Source organism: Micrococcus sp. KRD070, assembly GCF_017168435.1.
GTDB classification, from domain to species: Bacteria; Actinomycetota; Actinomycetes; order Actinomycetales; family Micrococcaceae; genus Micrococcus; species Micrococcus luteus.
The window spans coordinates 64,593-85,811 of the sequence record NZ_JABFNH010000024.1 but is presented as its reverse complement, the minus strand read 5'-3'; the positions used below and the strand labels follow the sequence as shown (position 1 = coordinate 85,811).

Sequence of the window (21,219 nt, the reverse complement as noted above, 5' to 3'; positions counted from 1 at the left end):
CATGGTGCGCTGGTTGACAGCGGGGGAGTCTCACGGCCCCGCGCTCACAGGAATCGTAGAGGGACTGCCGGCCGGGATCCCGGTCACGACGCAGGACGTGCAGGACGCGCTCGCGCGCCGCCGCCTGGGGTACGGGCGCGGCGCGCGCATGAAGTTCGAGCAGGACGCGGTGACGATCCTCGGCGGCGTCCGCCACGGCCGCACCCTCGGCTCGCCTGTGGCGATCCAGGTGGGCAACACGGAATGGCCCAAGTGGGAGAAGGTGATGGCCGCCGATCCCGTCCCCGCGGAGGAGCTCGACGGTCTGGCCCGCAACGCGGCGCTCACCCGCCCGCGGCCCGGCCACGCCGACCTGACCGGCATGCAGAAGTACGGCTTCGACGAGGCCCGCCCCCTCCTCGAGCGCGCCTCCGCCCGTGAGACCGCCGCCCGTGTGGCCCTGGGCACCGTCGCCCGCGCCTTCCTCGGCGAGCTCGGCGTGCGGATCGTCTCCCACACCGTGGCCTTCGGGGAGGCCGCCCTGCCGGAGGGCCACCCGTTCCCCGTCCCCGAGGACGAGGCCCGCCTCGACGCCGACCCGGTCCGCTGCCTCGACCCGCAGACCTCCGCGGCGATGGTCGCCGAGGTCGACGACGCCCACCGCGCCGGGGAGACCCTCGGCGGCGTCGTGGAGGTGCTGGCGTACGGCGTGCCGATCGGCCTGGGCTCCCACGTCCACTGGGACCGCCGCCTCGACGCGCGGCTGGCGGGGGCGCTCATGGGCATCCAGGCGATCAAGGGCGTGCAGGTCGGCGACGGGTTCGCCACGGCCGCCCGACGCGGCACCGCCGCCCACGACGGGATCGCCCGCGGCGCGGACGGCCGCCCCCGGCGCACGACCGACCGGGCCGGCGGCATCGAGGCCGGCATGTCGACGGGCGAGCTGCTGCGCGTGAGCGCCGCGATGAAGCCGATCGCCACGGTGCCGCGCGCACTGCCCACGGTCGACGTCGCCACGGGCGCGGAGACCACGGCCCACCATCAGCGCTCCGACGTGGCGGCCGTGCCCGCCGCGGGCATCGTCGCCGAGGCCATGGTCGCCCTCGTCCTGGCCGACGCGATGCTCGAGAAGTTCGGCGGCGACTCCGTGGCCGAGACGCGCCGCAACCTCGAAGCGTTCCAGGCCGCGGTCCCCGCCCTGCCGGAGCCGGGCGCCGACGTCGTGGCGGACGGCCCGATGGGCGACCCCCTGCCGTGACCGACACCCCCGGGACCGCGCCGGCCCCGGGACCGGACCCGAGCACGCGTCCCGTCCCCGGGCCCGTCACCGTGTGCCCGTGGGAGGGCATGATCGGTGCCCTCGAGGCGCGCCTGACGGCCGCGGCCACGGTGGCCGCCGCGGCCGACGAGGACCCGGCCGCGCGCCCGGCCCGCCGGATCGTCCTCGTCGGCCCGATGGGGGCCGGGAAGACGACGGTCGGCCGGGCCCTGGCCGCCGTGACCGGGCTGCCCTTCGTGGACTCCGACGAGCTGTTCACCCAGGTGCACGGCCCGATCCCGGAGTTCTTCGCCGAGCACGGCGAGGCCGCGTTCCGGGCGGAGGAGGCGCGCGTCATCGGCCATGTGCTCGGCCGACCCGCCCCGTGCGTCCTCTCGTGCGGCGGCGGCGCCGTCCTGCATCCGGGCACCCGCCGCGCGCTGGCCGGGCCGGACTCCGACGTCGTCTACCTCGCGGTCGGAGAGGAGGAGGCGCTGCGCCGCGTGGGCGGCGGCGCGGGCCGCCCCGTCCTGGCCGGAGACCCCGCCGGGACCTGGCGGCGCATCCTCGCCGAACGCGAGGGGCTGTACCGCGAGGTCGCCGACCTCGTGCTCGACACCACAGGCCTGACGGCCGCCGAGGCGGCCTGGCGTATCGTGGGGGACGCCCACCGCCCCCGAAGGAGTGAGTCACACCCATGACCGACCGTGAGCCGGACATCACCGAGCAGGAGACCCCGGGGGCGGCGCCCGCGGCCGCTCCGGCCGCACCCGAGGACGTGACGGTCATCCCCGTGGCCGGCGGCCACGAGGCGACCGTGCACGGCGGCTACGACGTGGTGGTGGGCCGGGGCCTGCTCGCGCGCCTGCCGGACATGCTCGGCCCGACCGTCCGACGCGTGCTGGTCATCCATCCGCGCGCCCTCCGGGCCACCGGCGACGTCGTCAAGAACGACCTCGAGGCCGTGGGCCTGACCGCACTGACCGCCGAGATCCCGGACGCCGAGGAGGGCAAGCACCTGCAGGTGGCCGGGTTCTGCTGGCAGGTGCTCGGCCAGAACGACTTCACCCGGTCGGACGCGATCGTCTCCGTGGGCGGCGGCGCCGTGTCCGACCTGGCCGGCTTCGTGGCGGCCACGTGGCTGCGCGGCGTCCGCGTCGTGCACATGCCCACCACCCTGCTGGGCATGGTGGACGCGGCGGTGGGCGGCAAGACCGGCATCAACACCGCCGAGGGCAAGAACCTGGTGGGGGCGTTCCACAATCCGGCCGGCGTGCTGGCGGACCTGGACACGCTGCTCACCCTGCCGGCCAACGAGCTGATCTCCGGCCTGGCCGAGGTCGTGAAGTGCGGCTTCATCGCCGACCCCGCGATCCTCGACCTCATCGAGGAGGACCCGGCCCAGGCCCAGAACCCGCACTCCGCGCGGCTGCGCGAGCTGATCGAGCGTTCGATCCGGGTCAAGGCGGACGTCGTCTCCCGCGACCCCCGCGAGTCGGGCGCCCGCGAGGCGCTGAACTACGGCCACACGATGGGGCACGCGATCGAGCTCGCCGAGCGCTACCAGTGGCGCCACGGCGCCGCGGTGTCCGTGGGGCTGGTCTTCGCGGCCGAGCTGGCCCGCTCCCTCGGCCGGCTCGACGACGCCACCGCGGACCGCCACTGGTCGGTGCTGACGGCCCTGGGCCTGCCCGTCTCCTACCGCGGGGACCGGTGGCAGACCCTGCTCGAGGGCATCCGCCGGGACAAGAAGAACCGCGGCGACCAGCTGCGCTTCGTCCTGCTGGACGGGCTCGCGCAGCCCACCACCGTGGACATCCCGGACGCGTCCCTGCTCTTCGCGGCGTACCAGGAGATCGCAGAGTGAGCCGCCGCTGACCCCGGCCCCGCGCGGGGCCTCCCGTAGACTGGCCCGCGCACATCCAAGACCCCACCCACTGCAGGCGGACCCGTGACGGTCCGCGAGACCGATCGGGAGCACACACACGTGGCAACGAGCAACGACATCAAGAACGGCGCCGTCCTGAAGCTGGAGGGCCAGCTCTGGAACGTCACCGAGTTCCAGCACGTCAAGCCGGGCAAGGGCGGCGCGTTCGTCCGCACCAAGATGAAGAACATCACCACGGGCAAGGTCGTGGACAAGACCTTCAACGCCGGCGCCAAGGTCGAGTTCGCCACCGTGGACCGCTCCGACTACCAGTACCTCTACCAGGACGGCGCGGACTACGTGTTCATGGACGTCAAGGACTACGACCAGATCACCGTGCCCGGGGCCGTGGTCGGCGACGCCGCGAAGTACATGCTCGAGAACACCCAGGTGGTCATCGCCCTGCACGAGGGCACGCCGCTGTACCTCGAGATGCCGGCGTCCGTGGTCCTGGAGATCACCTACACCGAGCCGGGCCTGCAGGGGGACCGCTCGTCCGCCGGCACCAAGCCCGCCACCGTGGAGACCGGCGCCGAGATCCAGGTGCCGCTCTTCGTCGAGCAGGGCACCCGCGTCAAGGTCGACACCCGCACCGGCGACTACCTCGGCCGCGTCAATGACTGAGCGGGCCTCCGCCGGCTCCGCTGCCAAGCGGGGGACCACGGCGCGCAGCCGCTCCCGGCAGCGTGCGGTGGAGATCCTGTTCGAGGCCGAGCAGCGGGGCTCCAGCGCGCTGGAGGGCATCCGCACCCGCCGCGAGAGCACCGATCTGCAGGTGAACGCCTACACCCAGCGGCTCGTGGAAGGCGTCATCGCGGACCAGGAGCGGCTCGACGAGGCCCTGAGCTCCTACTCCCGCGGCTGGTCCCTGGACCGCATGCCCGCCGTCGACCGGGCGATCCTGCGCGTGGGGGCCTGGGAGCTGCTGTTCCAGGACGACGTGCCGGACGCCGTCGCCATCTCCGAGGCCGTCGCCCTGGCCGCCCAGCTGTCCACGGACGACTCGCCCGAGTTCGTCAACGGTCTGCTCGGCCGCCTGCAGCAGGTCAAGCCGACGCTGCTCGCCTGAGCCGCCGAGAGCTCCGTCACGAGGCCCGTCCCGCACCGCGTCATCCGCGCCGTGGGGCGGGCCTCGCTGGTAGAGTCGGCGACGTCCCGCGCGGGGGCCCACCGGCGCCCCGGGACGGACCACGCATCCTTTAAGAGCCGTCCTGTGAGGCGGGGAAGGAGGCGCCGGCATGGGAACTGACCCCGCCGCACCTCGTGCTGCCCGGACCGTGCTGTCCACGTCCGAGATCGACCGGGCGCTGACCCGGATCGCCCACGAGATCCTCGAGTCCAACAAGGGCGCCGAGGGTCTCGTCCTGATGGGGATCCCGCGCCGCGGGGCCCCCCTGGCCCGGCGGCTCGGCGCCCTGCTGGCCCGCATCGAGCCGGCCTTCGACCCCACCGCCGCCGTCGGTGAGGTGGACGTGACGCTCTACCGGGACGACCTCCGCCGCGGCACGGCCCGCACCCCGATGCCCACCCGCCTGCCCGAGGTCCCCCTCGACGGCGCCGTCGTCGTGCTCGTGGACGACGTCCTCTTCTCCGGCCGCACCGTCCGGGCCGCCCTCGACGCGATCGCCGACCTGGGCCGCCCCGCCGCCGTGCGCCTGGCCGTCCTCGTGGACCGCGGGCACCGCGAGCTGCCCGTCCGGGCCGACTTCGTGGGCAAGAACCTGCCGACCTCCACCGCCGAGCGCGTCCAGGTCCGGCTCATGGAGGTCGACGGCCCCGAGGGCACCGGCGAGGTCACTGAGGACGCCGTGAGCATCGTCGACCGTGTCGCGACCCGGGAGGGTTGAGCCGTGCGCCACCTGCTGTCCACCGCCGACCTCTCCCGCGCCGACGCCCTCGCCGTCCTCGACACCGCCGAGGAGATGGCCGCCGTCAACCAGCGCGAGGTCAAGAAGCTGCCCGCCCTGCGCGGCCGCACCGTGGTGAACCTCTTCCTCGAGGACTCCACCCGCACCCGCATCTCCTTCGAGGCCGCCGCCAAGCGGCTCTCCGCGGACGTGATCAACTTCTCCGCGAAGGGGTCGTCCGTCTCCAAGGGGGAGTCGCTCAAGGACACCGTCCAGACGCTCGAGGCCATCGGCGCGGACGCCATCGTGATGCGCCACTGGTCCTCGGGCGCGGCCCGCCAGCTGGCCGACTCCGGCTGGGTGCGCTCCGCCGTCGTGAACGCCGGCGACGGCACCCACGAGCACCCCACCCAGGCCCTCCTGGACGCCTTCACCCTGCGCCGGCGCCTCGCCGCGGCGACGGGAGAGGACCTGGTCGGCCGGGACCTGACCGGCATGCGCGTGGTGATCGTGGGGGACATCCTGCACTCGCGCGTGGCCCGGTCCAACGTGTGGCTGCTCAGCACGCTGGGCGCACAGGTCACCCTGGCCGCCCCGCCCACCCTGCTGCCCGTGGGCGTGGCCGCGTGGCCGTGCCAGGTCACCTACTCGCTGGACGAGGCCCTCGACGCCGGCCCCGACGCCGTCATGATGCTCCGCGTCCAGGCCGAGCGAATGGGCGGCGCCTTCTTCCCGTCCGCAGGGGAGTACACCCGGACCTGGGGGCTGACCGACGACCGCTTCGCCCGCCTCACCGCCGGCCGGGGCGCCCTGCTCGACGAGCCCGTGGTCATGCACCCCGGCCCGATGAACCGCGGCCTGGAGATCAGCCCGGCGGCGGCGGACTCGCCCCGCAACACCGCCCTCGAGCAGGTCGCCAACGGCGTGTCCGTCCGCATGGCGGTCCTGCACCTCGTCCTCAACCACGACCAGGAGGTCCGCCCGTGAGCGCCCCCAGCCCCGCCCCCCTGCTGCTGCGCAGCGCGCGCCTGACCACGGGCGAGACCGCCGACGTGCTCGTCGCCGAGGGCCGGATCGCCGCCCTCGGCCCGGACGCCGCGACCCACGCCGCCGGCCTCGACCCGGCCCCCGAGGAGGTCGACTGCGCCGGCCTGGTGCTGCTGCCCGGGCTCGTCGACCTGCACACCCATCTGCGCCAGCCCGGCAAGGAGGACGCGGAGACGGTCGAGACCGGCACCCGCGCCGCCGCGATGGGCGGCTTCACCTCGGTCCACGCGATGGCCAACTCGACGCCGACGGCCGACACCGCCGGCGTGGTGGAGCAGGTGTGGCGGCTGGGCCGGGACGCGGGCTGGTGCGATGTGCACCCCGTGGGCGCGGTGACCGTGGGCCTGGCCGGCGAGGCCCTGGCCGACCTCGGCGCGATGGCCGACTCGCAGGCCCGCGTGCGGATGTTCTCCGACGACGGCATGTGCGTCCACGACGCCGTGCTGATGCGCCGTGCGCTCGAGTACGTGAAGTCCTTCGGCGGCTTCGTGGCCCAGCACGCGCAGGAGCCGAACCTCACCGCCGGCGCCCAGATGAACGAGTCCGAGCTCTCCGGCGTCCTCGGCCTGGCCGGCTGGCCCGCCGTGGCGGAGGAGGCCATCATCGCCCGTGACGTGCTGCTGGCCCAGCACGTGGACTCCCGCCTGCACGTGTGCCACGTCTCCACGGCCGGCTCCGTCGAGCTGATCCGCTGGGCCAAGGCCCAGGGCGTGGCCGTGACCGCCGAGGTCACCCCGCACCACCTGCTGCTCACCGAGGAGCTCGTCCGCTCCTACGACCCCGTGTTCAAGGTCAACCCGCCGCTGCGCCGCGAGTCCGACGTGATGGCCCTGCGCGCCGGGCTGGCCGACGGCACCATCGACACCGTGGGCACCGACCACGCCCCACACACCGCCGAGACCAAGCAGTGCGAGTGGACGGTCGCGGCGATGGGCATGACGGGCCTCGAGACCGCCCTGTCCGTGGTGCAGCAGGCGATGGTGGACACCGGCCTGATGGACTGGGCCGGCGTCGCCCGCGTGATGTCCACGGCGCCGGCCCGGATCGCCGGCCTGACCGACCAGGGCCAGGCCGACGAGCGCGGCGTCCCGCGCGTCGGCGCCGTGGCCAACCTCGTGCTCGTGGACCCGCAGGCCCGCCGCACCGTGGACCCCGAGCAGCACCTGACCAAGTCCCGCAACAGCCCGTACCGGGGCATGGAGCTGCCGGGCGCGGTACGCCACACGGTCTACCGCGGCGCCCGCGTCGTCGCCGACGGCGCCCCCGCCCGGCCGTACCGCCACCCGGCCCTGACGGAGACGGGGGAGCGCGCGTGAGCATCACCTCCCTGGCCGCCGCCCTGGCGGCCCGTCCCGTCCCGCCGCGGACCCCGACGAAGGACTACGCGGACGTGTGGCTGCCGGTGACCCTGGGCACCCTGGCCGTCGTCCTCGTGCTGCTCGGCCTGCTGGCCCTCGGGTGGCGGGCCCGCCGCCGGGCGCAGGCCGGGATCCCGGCCCCGGCCCCCGTGCCGACGGCCCTCTACGACGCCGAGCCGACGCTGTCCGCGGAGGGCATGCACGTGGGCACGGTGCGCGGCGAGGACCGACTGGACCGCGTGGCGGTGCACGGCCTGGGCCTGCGCTCGCGCGCCGTCCTCGAGGTCCACGACGCCGGCACCCACCGCGGCCTGCTCGTGCTCCGCCCCGGGGCCGCCAACCTGTTCATCCCCGCGGACGACCTCGTCGAGGCCGGCCTGTCCGGCGGGATCGCCGGCAAGTTCGTCGAGCCGGGCGGGCTCGTCGCCTGGGGCTGGCGCCTCGGCGACGTCGAACTCACCTCCGCCTTCCGCCCCGACCGCCCCGAGGACCGCGACCGGCTCCTCGCCGCCCTGCAGACCATCATCGACCCCGCCCCGGCCGACCCGGCCGGCCGCGCAGGAGAAGGAGACCCCCGATGAGCACCCCCACCGACGACCTGGCCCTGCTCGTCCTCGAGGACGGCACCGTCCACCGCGGCCGGGCCTACGGCGCCCGCGGCCGCACCCTGGGCGAGGCCGTGTTCACCACGGGCATGACCGGCTACCAGGAGACCCTCACCGACCCGTCCTACGCGGGGCAGATCATCGTGCAGACCTCCCCGCACATCGGCAACACCGGGGTCAACGACGCCGACCGCGAGTCGCGGGCGATCTTCGCCGCCGGCTACGTGGTCCGCGACGCGGCCCGGCGTCCGTCCAACTGGCGCGCCGAGCGCACCCTCGACGAGGAGCTCGAGACGTTCGGCGTCGTCGGGATCCGCGAGGTCGACACCCGGGCCATCACCCGCCGCCTGCGCACCGAGGGCTCGATGCGCGCCGGCGTGTTCTCCGGCGAGCACGCCGCCCGCCCGGAGGCCGAGCTGCTGGCGGAGGTGCGCGCCCAGCCGTCGATGGCCGGCGCCCGCCTCGCGGAGTCCGTCACCACGGAGCAGCCGTACGTCATCGAGCCGGCCGAGCACGGCTGGGAGGGCGAGCCGATCGCCGAGATCGCCGCCCTCGACCTCGGCATCAAGGCCGCCACGCCGCGGCACCTGGCCTCCCGCGGCATCCGCGTGCACGTGCTGCCCGCGGCCACGGACCTGGCCGGCATCCGCGCCGTGGACCCGGACGGCGTCTTCCTGTCCAACGGCCCCGGCGACCCGGCCACGGCAGACGCCCAGGTGGAGCTGCTGCGCGAGGTCCTCGACGCCGGCCTGCCGTTCTTCGGCATCTGCTTCGGCAACCAGATCTTCGGCCGCGCGCTCGGCTTCGACACCTACAAGCTGAAGTTCGGCCACCGCGGCCCGAACCAGCCGGTGCTGGACAAGGCCACGGGCCGCGTGGCCATCACCTCCCAGAACCACGGCTTCGCCGTGGACGCCCCCCTCGGCGAGCCGATCGAGGCGCCGGAGTCGCGCTTCGGCCGCGTCGAGGTCTCCCACTGGTCCCTGAACGACCAGGTCGTCGAGGGCCTGCGCCTGCTCGACCGGCCCGCCTTCTCCGTGCAGTTCCACCCGGAGTCCGCGGCCGGCCCCAACGACACCCTCGACCTGTTCGACCGCTTCGTGCAGCTGCTCACCGAGCACCGCGCCGCCACCACCCCCGCCACCGAAGGAGCCTGATCCATGCCCAAGCGCACCGACCTGAAGTCCGTCCTGGTCATCGGCTCCGGCCCCATCGTGATCGGCCAGGCCGCCGAGTTCGACTACTCGGGCACCCAGGCCATCCGCGTCCTCAAGGAGGAGGGCGTCCGCGTCGTCCTCGTCAACTCCAACCCGGCCACGATCATGACCGACCCGGAGCTGGCCGACGCCACCTACGTCGAGCCCATCACCCCGGCCGTGGTCGCCAAGATCATCGAGAAGGAGCGCCCGGACGCCCTGCTGCCCACCCTGGGCGGCCAGACGGCGCTGAACACCGCCATCGCCCTCGACAAGGACGGGGTGCTCGAGCGCTTCGGCGTCGAGCTGATCGGCGCGAACATCGAGGCCATCGAGCTCGGCGAGAACCGCGAGCTGTTCAAGGGCGTCGTGGAGCGTGCCGGCGGCGAGTCCGCCCGGTCCCACATCGTGCACACGATGGAGGAGGCCCTGGCCGCCGTCGAGGACCTGAAGTACCCCGTGGTGGTGCGCCCCTCGTTCACGATGGGCGGCCTCGGCTCCGGCATGGCCTACGACGAGGCCGACCTGTACCGCATCTGCGGCGCCGGCCTGCAGTACAGCCCGACCTCCGAGGTCCTGCTCGAGGAGTCCATCCTCGGCTGGAAGGAGTACGAGCTGGAGATGATGCGGGACAAGAACGACAACGTCGTCGTCGTCTGCTCCATCGAGAACGTGGACCCCGTGGGCGTGCACACCGGCGACTCCATCACCGTGGCCCCGGCCATGACGCTGACGGACCGCGAGTACCAGAAGCTGCGGGACATCTCGATCAACGTCATCCGCGAGGTCGGCGTGGACACCGGCGGCTGCAACATCCAGTTCGCGGTGAACCCCGTGGACGGGCGCGTCGTCGTCATCGAGATGAACCCGCGCGTCTCCCGCTCCTCGGCGCTGGCCTCGAAGGCCACCGGCTTCGCGATCGCCAAGATCGCCACCAAGCTGGCCCTGGGCTACACGATGGACGAGATCCCCAACGACATCACCCAGAAGACCCCGGCGTCCTTCGAGCCGGTCCTGGACTACGTGGTCGTGAAGGTCCCGCGCTTCGCGTTCGAGAAGTTCCCGGCGGCGGATCCCACGCTGACCACCACCATGAAGTCGGTCGGCGAGGCCATGGCCATCGGCCGCAACTTCACGGAGGCCCTGCAGAAGGCCCTGCGCTCGCTCGAGCAGAAGGGCTCGGAGCTCGCGTTCCCGCAGGACGCCGACCCGCAGGCCCTGCTCGCGGCGGCGAGCACGGCCACCACCGACCGGCTCTCCCAGACCCAGCAGGCGCTCTACGCCGGCGCCACGATCGAGGAGGCCTTCGAGGCCACCGCGATCGACCCGTGGTTCCTGGACCAGTTCGTGCTCATCAACGAGGTCGCGGACGAGATCCGCGACGCCGAGGTCCTCGACGAGGCCCTGCTGCGCCGCGCCAAGCGGCACGGGTTCTCCGACGCCCAGATCGGCTCGCTGCGGCACATGGACGCCGCGGTCGTGCGCGGCGTGCGTCACGCCCTGGGCGTGCGCCCCGTCTACAAGACCGTGGACACCTGTGCCGCCGAGTTCGAGGCCTTCACCCCGTACCGGTACTCCAGCTACGACCTCGAGACCGAGGTCGCCCCGCACGAGGGCGAGTCGGTGATCATCCTCGGCTCGGGCCCGAACCGGATCGGCCAGGGCATCGAGTTCGACTACTCGTGCGTGCACGCCACCATGGCGCTGCGCGAGGCCGGCTACGAGACCGTGATGGTCAACTGCAACCCGGAGACGGTATCCACGGACTACGACATCTCCGATCGCCTCTACTTCGAGCCGCTCACGCTCGAGGACGTCCTGGAGGTCATCGCGGCAGAGGAGGCCTCCGGCGGCGTGCGCGGCGTCTTCGTGCAGCTCGGCGGCCAGACCCCGCTCAAGCTGGCCCAGCAGCTCGCCGACGCCGGCGTGCCGATCCTGGGCACCTCGCCCGCGGCCATCGACCTGGCCGAGCACCGCGGTGAGTTCGCGCTCGTGCTCGAGCGCGCGGGCCTGGTGGCGCCGAAGAACGGCACGGCCGTCTCCTTCGACGACGCCAAGCGCGTGGCGGACGAGATCGGCTACCCCGTGCTCGTGCGCCCCTCCTACGTGCTCGGCGGCCGCGGCATGGAGATCGTGTACTCCGAGGAGGCGCTGGCCCACTACGTGGCGCACGCGACGGAGATCACCCCCGACCAGCCGATGCTCGTGGACCGCTTCCTCGAGGACGCGATCGAGATCGACGTCGACGCCCTCTACGACGGCACCGAGCTGTACCTCGGCGGCGTCATGGAGCACATCGAGGAGGCGGGCATCCACTCGGGCGACTCCGCGTGCGTGCTGCCCCCCGTCACCCTGGGCCCGGACGTGCTCGAGCGCGTGCACCGCGCCACCGAGCGGATCGCGGCCGGCGTCGGCGTGCGCGGCCTGATCAACATCCAGTTCGCGCTCGCCTCGGACGTGCTGTACGTGATCGAGGCGAACCCGCGCGCCTCGCGGACCGTGCCGTTCGTCTCGAAGGCCACGGGCGTCCAGCTGGCCAAGGCGGCCGCGCGGATCGGCGTCGGCGAGAGCATCGCCGACCTGCGCGCGGCCGGCATGCTGCCCACGGCGTACGACGGCGGCACCCTGCCGATCGGCGCGCCCGTGGCGGTCAAGGAGGCGGTGCTGCCGTTCACCCGCTTCCGCACCGCGGAGGGCCGCGTGGTCGACTCGCTGCTGGGCCCGGAGATGCGCTCGACGGGCGAGGTCATGGGCATCGACAAGCACTTCGACACCGCGTTCGCCAAGTCCCAGTCCGCCGCCGGCGGCCCGCTGCCCACCTCGGGGCGCGTGTTCGTGTCGGTCGCGAACCGGGACAAGCGCACCCTCGTGGGCCAGGCCAAGCGCCTCGTCGACCTCGGCTTCCAGGTGGTCTCCACCGGCGGCACCGCCGAGGTGCTGCGGCGCAACGGCATCCCCGCGGAGGTCGTGGCGAAGATCGCCGACGCCGGGCACGAGGACGGCGCGGGCACCGTGCTGGAGCAGCTGCACGCCGGCACCGTCGATCTCGTGCTGAACACGCCCTCCGGCGGCGACGCCCGCACGGACGGCTACGAGATCCGCGCGGCCGCGACGTCGCTCGGCGTGCCGGTGATCACGACCACGGCCGAGTTCGGGGCGTGCCTGCAGGCCATCGAGGCCATGCGGTCCTACGAGTGGTCCGTCACCTCACTGCAGGAGCACGACGCGCGCCTGCAGCAGGCTGTCGCCGGTCCGGAGGCCGCGGCGTGACCACGACGGCGACGGGCGGCGCGGGGCCCCGCGCCCCCTTCGGGCGGCGGCTGGCCCAGGCCATGGAGACGGCCGGTCCGCTGTGCCTCGGCGTGGACCCCCATCCGGGCCTGCTGCGGCAGTGGGGCCTGAGCGACACCCCGGCGGGCCTCGAGGCGTTCTCCCTGACCGCCCTCGAGGCGGCGGTGGGTCCCGAGGGGCCCCGCGTGGCGGCGATCAAGCCCCAGGTGGCGCTGTACGAGCGCCACGGATCGGCCGGCCTGGCGGCCCTGGAGCGGCTGCTCGCGGCCGCCCGAGACGCCGGGGTGCTCACGATCGCGGACGCCAAGCGCGGTGACATCGGCTCCACCATGGACGGCTACGCCGCCGCGTGGATCGCCGATGCCTCGCCCCTGGCCGCGGATGCGGTGACGCTCAGCCCGTACCTGGGTTTCGGCACCCTCGTGCCGACCATCCGCGCCGCCCACGAGGCCGGCCGCGGCGTGTTCGTCCTCGCGCTGACCTCCAATCCGGAGGGCCGCGAGGTCCAGCACGTGGGCGAGGGGTCGGCCGAGGGATCGGTCGCCCGGCGCATCGCCGCGGCGGCGGCCGCCGAGAACGCGGCCCTGCGCGGCGACGACGCGTGGGGGCCGGTGGGACTCGTCTTGGGCGCCACGGTGGCCGCCGAGGCGGACCGCCTCGGCCTGGACCTGCCGGCCCTCGGCGGGCCCCTGCTGGCGCCCGGGTTCGGTGCCCAGGGCGCCACGGCCCGGGGCATGCGGGCCGACTTCGGGACGGCCTGGCCGCAGGTCTTGGCGACCTCGTCCCGCGGCATCCTGAGCGCGGGCCCGTCGGTGGCCTCGCTGGTGGACACGATCGAGGAGAATCGCGCCGCCCTGCGGTGACGCCCGCGTCCTCCCGGCGCGCCCGTGCCGTGTGGACGGGATGGTATCTTCCCTTTCGATCGGCTGTGCTCGTCGTCCTTGACGGTGGAAGGGTCTCGACGGGGCCGGTGAGGAATGAGAGGCATCGAGGTCAGACCATGGCGTTGCGGCAGCTCAGTGTGCAGGAGCGGGCGGAGGCCCGGAGGAAGGCCCTCCAGGCCCGCCAGGCGCGGGCGGAGCTCAAGGCGGCCTTCGCCGCCGGTGCGGTCGGCCTGGCCGACGTGTTCGCGCGCGCGGACACCGAGGACGCCGTCGCCCGCCTGCGGACCGTGGACCTGCTGCTGGCCCTGCCGGGCGTGGGCGAGGTCCGGGCCCGGGAGACGATGGCGGGGTGCGGCATCTCGCCGCGGCGTCGGCTGGGCGGCCTGGGCCGTCGTCAGCGCGAGGCGTTGATCGCCTATATTGGCCGGTGACCCCCACACCCCGGCGGGTCGGCGCCGGCCCGGGTGAAGGGCCTGCGAGGCCCGTCCCACCAGGAGGATGCGTGACCGACACGTTCGACCCCGGACCCGCCCCCGCGACGGTGACGCCCGGGCCCGGTGGCCCGCACCGCCGTCCAGGAACGCCCCCCGGGCCCGGGCGTCACCGTCCTGGCCGGCCCCACCGCCGTCGGCAAGGGCACCGTGTCGGCCTACGTCCGCGAGCACTACCCCGAGGCCTGGCTGTCCGTCTCCGCCACCACCCGCCCGGCGCGCCCGGGCGAGGAGGACGGGGTGCACTACTACTTCACGACGCCGGAGGAGTTCGACTCCCTCGTCGAGGCGGACGAGATGCTGGAATGGGCCGTCGTGCACGGCGTCCACCGCTACGGCACGCGGCGCGACCGCGTGATGGAGGCCGTGGCGCAGGGCCGCCACGTCCTGCTGGAGATCGACCTGCAGGGAGCGCGCCAGGTCCGCCGTGCGCTGCCGGAGGCCACCTTCGTGTTCCTGGCGCCGCCGAGCTGGGAGGAACTCGTGTCCCGGCTGCTCGGCCGCGGCACCGAGAGCCCGGAGGAACAGCGCCGCCGGCTCGAAACGGCTAGACTGGAACTCGCCGCGGAACCCGAGTTCGACGCCGTCGTCGTGAACGACCGCGTGGAGCGGGCCGCCGAGGAACTGGTGAGACTCATGGGGCTGGACCCCGAGCGCCGTCCGACCGAGGCCTGAGGACCGGCCGCACCGACGCCGCACCCGGCGCCGACGTGACAGTGAGATGAAGACTTTGGAGACCCCGTGACCGAACAGTACGAAGGCATCGTCAACCCGCCCATCGACTCCCTGCTGGAGCGGGTCGACTCGAAGTACGCCCTGGTGCTCTTCGCCGCCAAGCGGGCCCGGCAGATCAACGCCTACTACTCGCAGCTGCACGAGGGGCTGTTCGAGTACGTCGGCCCGCTCGTGGACACCCAGCTGAACGAGAAGCCGCTGTCCATCGCCCTGCGCGAGATCGAGGCCGACCTGCTCGTGTCCCGCGAGGCCGTCGAGGCCACCCCGGAGGCCGACCTGGCCGCCGAGGACTTCGGCGACTTCTCCCTGCCGGGCGAGGACGACCCGTTCGCCACCCTCGAGTCGGCCGACGCCCACCAGCCGATGGGCGATCCCGCCGCCATCGAGGAGGCCGCCGAGACGGTGCGCGCCGAGGAGGGCACCTCCGAGGACGCCCCGGAGGCCTGAACCCGTCATGGAGATCGTCCTCGGGGTCGGCGGCGGCATCGCGGCCTACAAGGCGGCGCTGCTGCTGCGCCTGATGACCGAGGCCGGCCACGGCGTGACCGTGGTGCCCACCGCCAACGCCCTCGAGTTCGTGGGCGCGGCGACGTGGGAGGCCCTCTCCGGTCGCCCGGTCCGCACGGACACGTTCGAGGCGGTCGACGAGGTGAACCACGTCCGGCTCGGCCGGCGTGCGGACCTCGTGGTGGTCGCGCCGGCCACCGCCGATCTGCTCGCGCGCACCGCCGCGGGGATGGCGCCCGACCTGCTGGGCAACGTGCTGCTCACCGCCACGTGCCCCGTCGTCCTGGCCCCCGCCATGCACACCGAGATGTGGCACCACCCCGCCACGGTCGCCAACGTCGCCCTCCTGCGCGAGCGCGGCGTCACGGTCGTGGACCCCGCCGTGGGCCGGCTCACCGGGGCCGACTCCGGCGCCGGGCGGCTGCCCGAGCCCGCCGAGATCTGGGAGCGTGCGCAGGCCGCCGCGGCCGCGGGCGCCCCGCGCCGTCCCCGGGCCTCCGGGTCCGACGCCGAGCCGACACCCGGCCCGCTGGCCGGTCGCACCGTGGTGATCACGGCCGGGGGCACCCGCGAGGCGCTGGACCCGGTCCGCTACCTGGGGAACCGCTCCTCCGGCAAGCAGGGGGCCGCCCTGGCGCGCGCGGCCCTCGAGGCCGGCGCCACCGTGCGGTTCGTCGCCGGGTCCATGTCCGTCCCGACGCCCGAGGGCGTCGAGCGCGTCGTGCCCGTGGAGTCCACGCAGGACCTGCTCGAGGCCGTGCTGGCGGAGGCCGCCGACGCCGACGTCCTCGTGATGGCGGCGGCCGTCGCGGACTTCCGACCGGCCGAGGTCTCCGACGCCAAGATGAAGAAGGGCGACGACGGCGGCGCGCCCGTCATCGTGCTCGAGCGCACCCCGGACGTGCTCGCCACGGCCGTGCGGACCCGCTCCGAGGGCGGGCCCATGGCCCCGCTCATCGTCGGCTTCGCCGCGGAGACCGGCGACGCGACGTCCTCCGTGCTCGAGTACGGCCGGGCCAAACTGGCGCGCAAGGGCTGCGAGATGCTCGTGGTCAACGAGGTCGGCACGGACAAGGTGTTCGGCCGGGACGAGACCGCCGTGACCATCCTGTTCGCCGACGGCCGCCCCGCCGTGGAGACCGTGGGCTCCAAGGACCAGGCGGCGGCCGCCGTCGTGCAGGCGATCGTGGATGACCTCGCCGGTCGCGACCCCGCCGGCGCGTCGGGCCGCTGACCTAGACTGTGCGGCATGACCGATGCCGCCTCGCTGAGCCCCGCCCGCCACGCCGACCCGTATTCGGGGGTGGGCGGCGGAGAGCTCCGCCTCTTCACCTCCGAGTCCGTCACGGCGGGCCACCCCGACAAGATCTGCGACCAGATCTCCGACGCCATCCTGGACGCGATCCTCGCCGCCGACCCGTCGGCGAAGGTGGCCGTGGAGACCCTGACCACCACCGGCCTGGTGCAGGTGGCCGGCGAGGTGAACACCTCGGCGTACGTGGAGATCCCCAAGATCGTGCGCGAGACCATTCTGGACATCGGCTACGACTCCTCGGCCAACGGCTTCGACGGCGCCCAGTGCGGCGTGAACATCTCCATCGGCCAGCAGTCCTCGGACATCTTCGCCGGCGTCTCCCGGTCCCTCGAGGCCCGCGAGTACGGCTCGGCGGACGAGGTGGACGAGCAGGGCGCGGGGGACCAGGGCATCATGTTCGGCTACGCCACGGACGAGACCCCGGCGTACATGCCCATGCCCATCTACCTCGCGCACCGGCTCTCCGAGCGGCTCACCGCGGTGCGCCGGGCGGAGAACACGCCCATGCCGTACCTGCTGCCGGACGGCAAGACGCAGGTCACCATCGGCTACGCGCCCGGCCACGTGCCCACCACGGTCGAGGCCGTGGTGGTCTCCACGCAGCATCACGAGTGGGTCACGCAGGAGCAGCTGCGGGCGGACGTGGAGGAGCACGTGATCCGGCCCGTCATCGAGCGCTCCGGCCTCGACACCTCCGGCATGCGGATCATCATCAACCCGGGCGGCAAGTTCGTCATCGGCGGCCCCGTGGGCGACGCCGGCCTCACCGGTCGCAAGATCATCGTGGACACCTACGGTGGCATGGCCCGGCACGGCGGCGGCGCCTTCTCCGGCAAGGACCCGTCCAAGGTGGACCGCTCCGCCGCCTACATGCTCCGCTGGGTCGCGAAGAACGTGGTGGCCGCCGGCCTCGCCTCGCGCGCCGAGTTCCAGGTGGCCTACGCGATCGGCTCGGCCCGGCCCGTGGGCCTGTACGTGGACACCTTCGGGACGGCCACGGTGCCGGAGGAGAAGATCATCGAGGCCGTGAACGCGGTGTTCGACCTGCGTCCGGCCGCCATCGTGAAGGAGCTGAACCTCCTGCGGCCCATCTACCGACGGACCGCCGCGAACGGCCACTTCGGCCGGGACGACGCCGACTTCACGTGGGAGCGCACGGACCGCGTCGAGCAGCTGCGCGCTGCCGCCGGCCTCTGATCCGGAGGCGGGCATCACGGACACGCTGTTCGCCCTCCCGGAGCCGGAGGACGCGCCCCGACTGCCGGAGCGGGCCGAGGGGTGGCCGGAGCGGCCGATCGCCCGCGTCCTGCTGGACTCGCCCGTGCCGCACCTGGACCGCGAGTTCGACTATCTCGTGCCCGTGGCCCTGGACGACCGGGCGGTCCCCGGCTCCCGCGTGTCCGTCCGCTTCGGCGGACGGGCCATGACGGGCTGGCTCGTCTCGCGGGAGCAGGAGCCGGCCACCGGCGCCCAGCTCACCGAGCTCACCGGCGTGCTCACCGCCATCCCGCCGCTGACGGAGGAGGTCCTGGCGACGGCTCGCGCGGTGGCCCGCCGCCAGGCCGGCGTCGTCACGGACGTGCTGCGGGCCGCGGTGCCCCCGCGCGTTGCGCAGGTCGAGAAGGCCGCCCTGGCGGAGGACGCGGAAACCGCCGCGGACCACCCTGTGACGCTGACCGGCACGGACGCCGAGCGCCCGGAGCCTCCCGCGGCGGAGGAGGGCCTCGTGCCCACGGTGTGGGAGTCCCTCGAGGGGGGCACCGCGTTCGTGTCCGCCGTGCTGGCCGGGGACGCCGCGCGGGCGGCCGCCGTCGTGCCCTCGCGCCTGTTCGAATGGGACGAGGCGGGCGCGCTGGCCGCTCTGGCGCGCACGGTGGCCGCCTCGGACGGCGGCGTCCTGCTGCTGGTGCCCGACCACCGCGACCTCGACCGGCTCTGCGCCGCCCTCGACGAGCACGTGGGGGAGGACGCCTACGCGCGGATCGGCTCCGAGGACGGCAACACGCCCCGGTACCGCGCCCACCTGGCCGCGCTGCGCGGCACCCGGCGCATCGTGGCCGGCACCCGGGCCGCCGTGTGGTCGCCCGTGCGCGACCTGAGGCTGGTGGTGCTCTGGGACGACGGCGACGACGCGTGGGCAGAACCCCGCGCGCCCTACTTCCACGCCCGAGAGGTCGTGTTGGAGCGGGCCCGCGCGACCGGCGCGGCGCTGCTCTTCGCCGGGCCCTCCCGGTCCGTCCCGGTGCAACGGCTCGTCGAGTCGGGCTGGCTGCTGCACCTGGGCCCCTCCCGCGCGACCCAGCGCGAGCTCGGGCCACGGGTCGTCTCCACCGCCGACGCCTGGGAGACGGCGCGCGACCCGTTCGCGCAGCGGGCGCGGCTGCCGCAGGCCGCCTGGGCCGCCGCCCGCGCCGCGCTGCTCGGGCCACGGCCGGGCCCGGTGCTCGTGCAGGTGGCCCGGGCCGGCTTCATCCCCGCCCTCGTGTGCGAACGGTGCCGCACGCCCGCCCGCTGCCGCGTCTGCGCGGGGCCGCTGGGCTTCCGCGACGCGCGGGCCGCCCGGCACGGGGAGGTGGCCTGCCGGTGGTGCGGCACCCGGGAGCGCGGCTTCCGGTGCACCGAGTGCGGCGGCACGACGCTGCGGGCCGGCGCCCGCGGCGTGGACCGCACGGCCGAGGAGCTGGGCCGGGCGTTCCCGCGCGTGCCCGTGCACGCCTCCTCGGCGCAGCACATGCTCGGCTCGGTGCCGCCCGGGCCCTCCCTGGTGGTGGCGACCGTGGGGGCCGAGCCGGCGACGCCCGACGGCTACGCGGCCGCCCTGCTGCTCGACGGGGACAGCCAGCTCCAGCGCGAGGGCCTCGACGTGCCGGGCCGCGTGCTCGCCCGCTGGCTCGCGGCCGCCTGCCTGGTCCGCCCCGCCTCCGACGGGGGCGTCGTGGTGGTCACCGCGGACGCGGGGGAGGCGGTGAACGCGCTCGTCCGACGGGACCCCGACGGCTTCGCCGCGCGCCAGGTCGCCGAGCGGCGCGAGCTGCACCTGCCTCCCGCCGGCCGCCTCGCAGAGGTCACGGGGGAGGCCGCCGCCGTCGCGGAGTACCTCGAGCTCGTGGAGGCCGCCCGCCGGGAACGGCCGGACGAGGACGTCCACGAGGATCCGCACTCGGCCCCGCTCGATGGCGGCCCGGCGCGGCTGCCCTGGATTGGGCCGGTGCCGGACCCCGCCGACGAGACCCGCTCCCGCGCCCTGCTGATCTTCCCCTACGCGGCGGCCGAGGCCACCGTCGGCGCCCTGCGCGCCGCCCGGTCCGCAGCGAGCGCTCGGCGGGAGACCGCCCCGGTGCGGGTGCGGCTCGACCCGGCCGGGGTGCTCTGAGGGGGCGGCCGGACCGACCCGCAGCCCGAGGGGCCGGAGCGCGGCGACGCCGGGGCGATGACGGTGTCAGCGGCCGGCGCGGCGGAGCCAGTCGCGGATCAACGCCGCACAGGCGGCCGGCCGCTCGTAGTGCAGCAGATGCCCGACGCCGTCGAGGACGTGCAGCTCCGCCGTGCCGCCCGCGTCGTCGATCGCCGCGGCGAGCGCCTCCTGTGCCGGCACCGAGCCCAGCGGATCCTCCCGCCCCGCGACCAGCAGCACCGGCAGGCTGAGGCGGGCGGCGACGTCGGCCACGGAGCCCGTGCTCGAGGCGCGGTACGCCTCGGAGAGCATGCGTGCGGAGGCGAAGTCCGAGAAGTGGCGCCGGTGCTGGTCATGGGTGTACGCGAGGACATCCCTGTCCCTGGTGTGGGTCATGGCGAGCGTGGTCACCCACACGACCGGCGGCGCGCCCAGCAGCAGCCGCGCCGGGCGCTCGGGCAGGCGGGCGGCGACCTCGTAGTACCCCTCGGCGACGGCCGCCAGCACCCGACTCGACACGGACGCCGACGCCTCCAGCGCGGGTTCGGCGATGGGGTTGAGCAGGACCAGCCGTCCCCACCGGGACGGGTCCCGCGCGACCAGCTCGGCCGCCACCGTCGTCCCGTAGGAGTGCGCGACCAGCACGGGGGTCGCCCGCAGACCCAGGGCGGCGACGACGGTGGCCACCGCGTCCGCGTGATGGGCCACGGTGTGCTCGGCGTGGGGGAAGGGCTCCGAAGCCCCGAAGCCGGGCAGCTCGATCGAGTGGATCGGATGCTCCGGGAGCGCGTCGGCCAGCAGGGCGAGGCCGTGGTGGTCCCCGCGGAAGCCGTGCACGAACACGAGCGGGGCAGCGGCCGCGTCCCCCTCGGGTGCGCCGGGCGATCCCGGCGCGGCCACCGGAACGGGGGTGTACTCCCACACGGCCACGGACGACCGGATCCCGCTGACGGGGTCCGGGACGGCCAGGGTGTGCCGGCGGGGCGTCCGGGCCGGGTGGCCCGTGAGCACGCGGGGATCGGCGGGCGCCGCGGGCGGGCGCAGCAGATCGCGCAGGCGGACGGGCGGGCCCGGGGCGGCGGACGGCGTCGGGACAGGCACGTCCCCACCCTAGCTGTAGGAGGGCATGACGTTGTTGACTCGGGCCGGTGCCAACGAGGCCGGAGGAGCGTCTCCGCAGGAGGTATGAGGCCGATGGTAGTTGTAGTGGTTCACCCACACCGCCAGGGCCTCACGCCGAGCTTGCTCTGAGGTGTAGGGGCGGGCGTAGAGGACCTCATCGACCATCAGCCGGTTGTACCGTTCGACCTTCCCGTTATGGCGCGGGGTGTAGGGGCGGATCCGGTGGTGCCGGCCCCCGAGCGAGACCACCTTGGCGGTGAAGT

General features: G+C 74.4%; 20 protein-coding genes. 18 read left to right on the top strand and 2 right to left on the bottom strand.

The window, feature by feature from the left end:
- Position 1 precedes the first annotated feature (1 nt).
- The 18 genes from aroC to J1M38_RS12185 all read left to right on the top strand — a co-directional run bounded on the left by aroC (position 2) and on the right by J1M38_RS12185 (position 19,813).
- Positions 2-1,237: a chorismate synthase gene (gene aroC, locus J1M38_RS10085; protein WP_036336604.1), complete on the top strand. Its 1,236-nt coding sequence runs from the start codon at positions 2-4 to the stop codon at positions 1,235-1,237.
- Positions 1,234-1,938: a shikimate kinase gene (locus J1M38_RS10080; RefSeq protein WP_044659812.1), complete on the top strand. Its 705-nt coding sequence runs from the start codon at positions 1,234-1,236 to the stop codon at positions 1,936-1,938. Before aroC ends, J1M38_RS10080 begins: the two co-directional genes overlap by 4 nt.
- Positions 1,935-3,104 carry a 3-dehydroquinate synthase gene (gene aroB, locus J1M38_RS10075; RefSeq protein WP_082067642.1) on the top strand — a complete coding sequence of 390 codons (1,170 nt, stop codon included), beginning with the start codon at positions 1,935-1,937 and terminating at the stop codon, positions 3,102-3,104. Before J1M38_RS10080 ends, aroB begins: the two co-directional genes overlap by 4 nt.
- A 120-nt stretch (positions 3,105-3,224) precedes the next feature.
- Complete coding sequence (gene efp, locus J1M38_RS10070) at positions 3,225-3,788, top strand: elongation factor P (protein WP_002857030.1); 564 nt, start codon at positions 3,225-3,227, stop codon at positions 3,786-3,788.
- Positions 3,781-4,233: a transcription antitermination factor NusB gene (gene nusB, locus J1M38_RS10065; RefSeq protein WP_044659811.1), complete on the top strand. Its 453-nt coding sequence runs from the start codon at positions 3,781-3,783 to the stop codon at positions 4,231-4,233. The genes efp and nusB overlap by 8 nt, the downstream gene beginning before the upstream one ends.
- A gap of 169 nt (positions 4,234-4,402) precedes the next feature.
- A complete protein-coding gene (gene pyrR, locus J1M38_RS10060; RefSeq protein ID WP_036313707.1) occupies positions 4,403-5,011 on the top strand; it encodes a bifunctional pyr operon transcriptional regulator/uracil phosphoribosyltransferase PyrR in 609 nt (202 codons plus the stop codon).
- A gap of 3 nt (positions 5,012-5,014) precedes the next feature.
- Positions 5,015-5,998, top strand: a complete 984-nt coding sequence (locus tag J1M38_RS10055; protein ID WP_036313715.1) for an aspartate carbamoyltransferase catalytic subunit — start codon at positions 5,015-5,017, stop codon at positions 5,996-5,998.
- Positions 5,995-7,374, top strand: coding sequence for a dihydroorotase (locus J1M38_RS10050; protein ID WP_036313718.1), 1,380 nt, complete (start codon positions 5,995-5,997; stop codon positions 7,372-7,374). The genes J1M38_RS10055 and J1M38_RS10050 overlap by 4 nt, the downstream gene beginning before the upstream one ends.
- The gene (locus J1M38_RS10045) at positions 7,371-7,997 is read left to right on the top strand and encodes a hypothetical protein (protein ID WP_012750893.1); all 627 of its coding nucleotides are present in this window, start codon (positions 7,371-7,373) and stop codon (positions 7,995-7,997) included. The genes J1M38_RS10050 and J1M38_RS10045 overlap by 4 nt, the downstream gene beginning before the upstream one ends.
- Positions 7,994-9,178 carry a glutamine-hydrolyzing carbamoyl-phosphate synthase small subunit gene (gene carA, locus J1M38_RS10040; RefSeq protein ID WP_036313720.1) on the top strand — a complete coding sequence of 395 codons (1,185 nt, stop codon included), beginning with the start codon at positions 7,994-7,996 and terminating at the stop codon, positions 9,176-9,178. Before J1M38_RS10045 ends, carA begins: the two co-directional genes overlap by 4 nt.
- A gap of 3 nt (positions 9,179-9,181) precedes the next feature.
- Positions 9,182-12,487, top strand: a complete 3,306-nt coding sequence (gene carB, locus J1M38_RS10035; protein WP_010078599.1) for a carbamoyl-phosphate synthase large subunit — start codon at positions 9,182-9,184, stop codon at positions 12,485-12,487.
- Positions 12,484-13,371 (top strand): orotidine-5'-phosphate decarboxylase, encoded by an 888-nt coding sequence (pyrF, locus tag J1M38_RS10030; RefSeq protein WP_036313723.1) that lies wholly within the window; start codon positions 12,484-12,486, stop codon positions 13,369-13,371. The genes carB and pyrF overlap by 4 nt, the downstream gene beginning before the upstream one ends.
- 137 nt (positions 13,372-13,508) lie before the next feature.
- Positions 13,509-13,823 carry an integration host factor, actinobacterial type gene (gene mihF, locus J1M38_RS10025; protein ID WP_036313727.1) on the top strand — a complete coding sequence of 105 codons (315 nt, stop codon included), beginning with the start codon at positions 13,509-13,511 and terminating at the stop codon, positions 13,821-13,823.
- Between the two features lie 126 nt (positions 13,824-13,949).
- Complete coding sequence (gene gmk, locus J1M38_RS10020) at positions 13,950-14,558, top strand: guanylate kinase (protein ID WP_206451120.1); 609 nt, start codon at positions 13,950-13,952, stop codon at positions 14,556-14,558.
- Between the two features lie 66 nt (positions 14,559-14,624).
- Positions 14,625-15,065, top strand: a complete 441-nt coding sequence (rpoZ, locus tag J1M38_RS12265) for a DNA-directed RNA polymerase subunit omega (protein ID WP_010078603.1) — start codon at positions 14,625-14,627, stop codon at positions 15,063-15,065.
- Positions 15,066-15,072: 7 nt separating this feature from the next.
- Complete coding sequence (gene coaBC, locus J1M38_RS10010; protein ID WP_044659810.1) at positions 15,073-16,359, top strand: bifunctional phosphopantothenoylcysteine decarboxylase/phosphopantothenate--cysteine ligase CoaBC; 1,287 nt, start codon at positions 15,073-15,075, stop codon at positions 16,357-16,359.
- A 15-nt stretch (positions 16,360-16,374) separates the two neighbouring features.
- Entirely contained in the window at positions 16,375-17,637 is a 1,263-nt protein-coding gene (metK, locus tag J1M38_RS10005; RefSeq protein ID WP_010078605.1) for a methionine adenosyltransferase, read from the top strand.
- Positions 17,638-17,650: 13 nt separating this feature from the next.
- Positions 17,651-19,813 carry a primosomal protein N' gene (locus J1M38_RS12185; protein ID WP_309225964.1) on the top strand — a complete coding sequence of 721 codons (2,163 nt, stop codon included), beginning with the start codon at positions 17,651-17,653 and terminating at the stop codon, positions 19,811-19,813.
- Positions 19,814-19,879: 66 nt separating this feature from the next.
- Here J1M38_RS12185 and J1M38_RS09995 read toward each other — a convergent pair whose 3' ends face one another.
- Positions 19,880-20,935, bottom strand: a complete 1,056-nt coding sequence (locus tag J1M38_RS09995; RefSeq protein WP_044659808.1) for an alpha/beta fold hydrolase — start codon at positions 20,933-20,935, stop codon at positions 19,880-19,882.
- A 9-nt stretch (positions 20,936-20,944) separates the two neighbouring features.
- Positions 20,945-21,219 (bottom strand): integrase core domain-containing protein (locus J1M38_RS09990; protein WP_135101946.1); only part of this gene is annotated, 275 nt, incomplete at its 5' end.

What these genes read in the sequence shown, in the direction of transcription:
- aroC (WP_036336604.1), top strand. Translation starts at nt 2, where the DNA reads ATGGTGCGCTGGTTGACAGCGGGGGAGTCTCACGGCCCCGCGCTCACA.
- aroB (WP_082067642.1), top strand. Translation starts at nt 1,935, where the DNA reads ATGACCGACCGTGAGCCGGACATCACCGAGCAGGAGACCCCGGGGGCG.
- nusB (WP_044659811.1), top strand. Translation starts at nt 3,781, where the DNA reads ATGACTGAGCGGGCCTCCGCCGGCTCCGCTGCCAAGCGGGGGACCACG.
- pyrR (WP_036313707.1), top strand. Translation starts at nt 4,403, where the DNA reads ATGGGAACTGACCCCGCCGCACCTCGTGCTGCCCGGACCGTGCTGTCC.
- carA (WP_036313720.1), top strand. Translation starts at nt 7,994, where the DNA reads ATGAGCACCCCCACCGACGACCTGGCCCTGCTCGTCCTCGAGGACGGC.
- carB (WP_010078599.1), top strand. Translation starts at nt 9,182, where the DNA reads ATGCCCAAGCGCACCGACCTGAAGTCCGTCCTGGTCATCGGCTCCGGC.
- mihF (WP_036313727.1), top strand. Translation starts at nt 13,509, where the DNA reads ATGGCGTTGCGGCAGCTCAGTGTGCAGGAGCGGGCGGAGGCCCGGAGG.
- coaBC (WP_044659810.1), top strand. Translation starts at nt 15,073, where the DNA reads ATGGAGATCGTCCTCGGGGTCGGCGGCGGCATCGCGGCCTACAAGGCG.
- metK (WP_010078605.1), top strand. Translation starts at nt 16,375, where the DNA reads ATGACCGATGCCGCCTCGCTGAGCCCCGCCCGCCACGCCGACCCGTAT.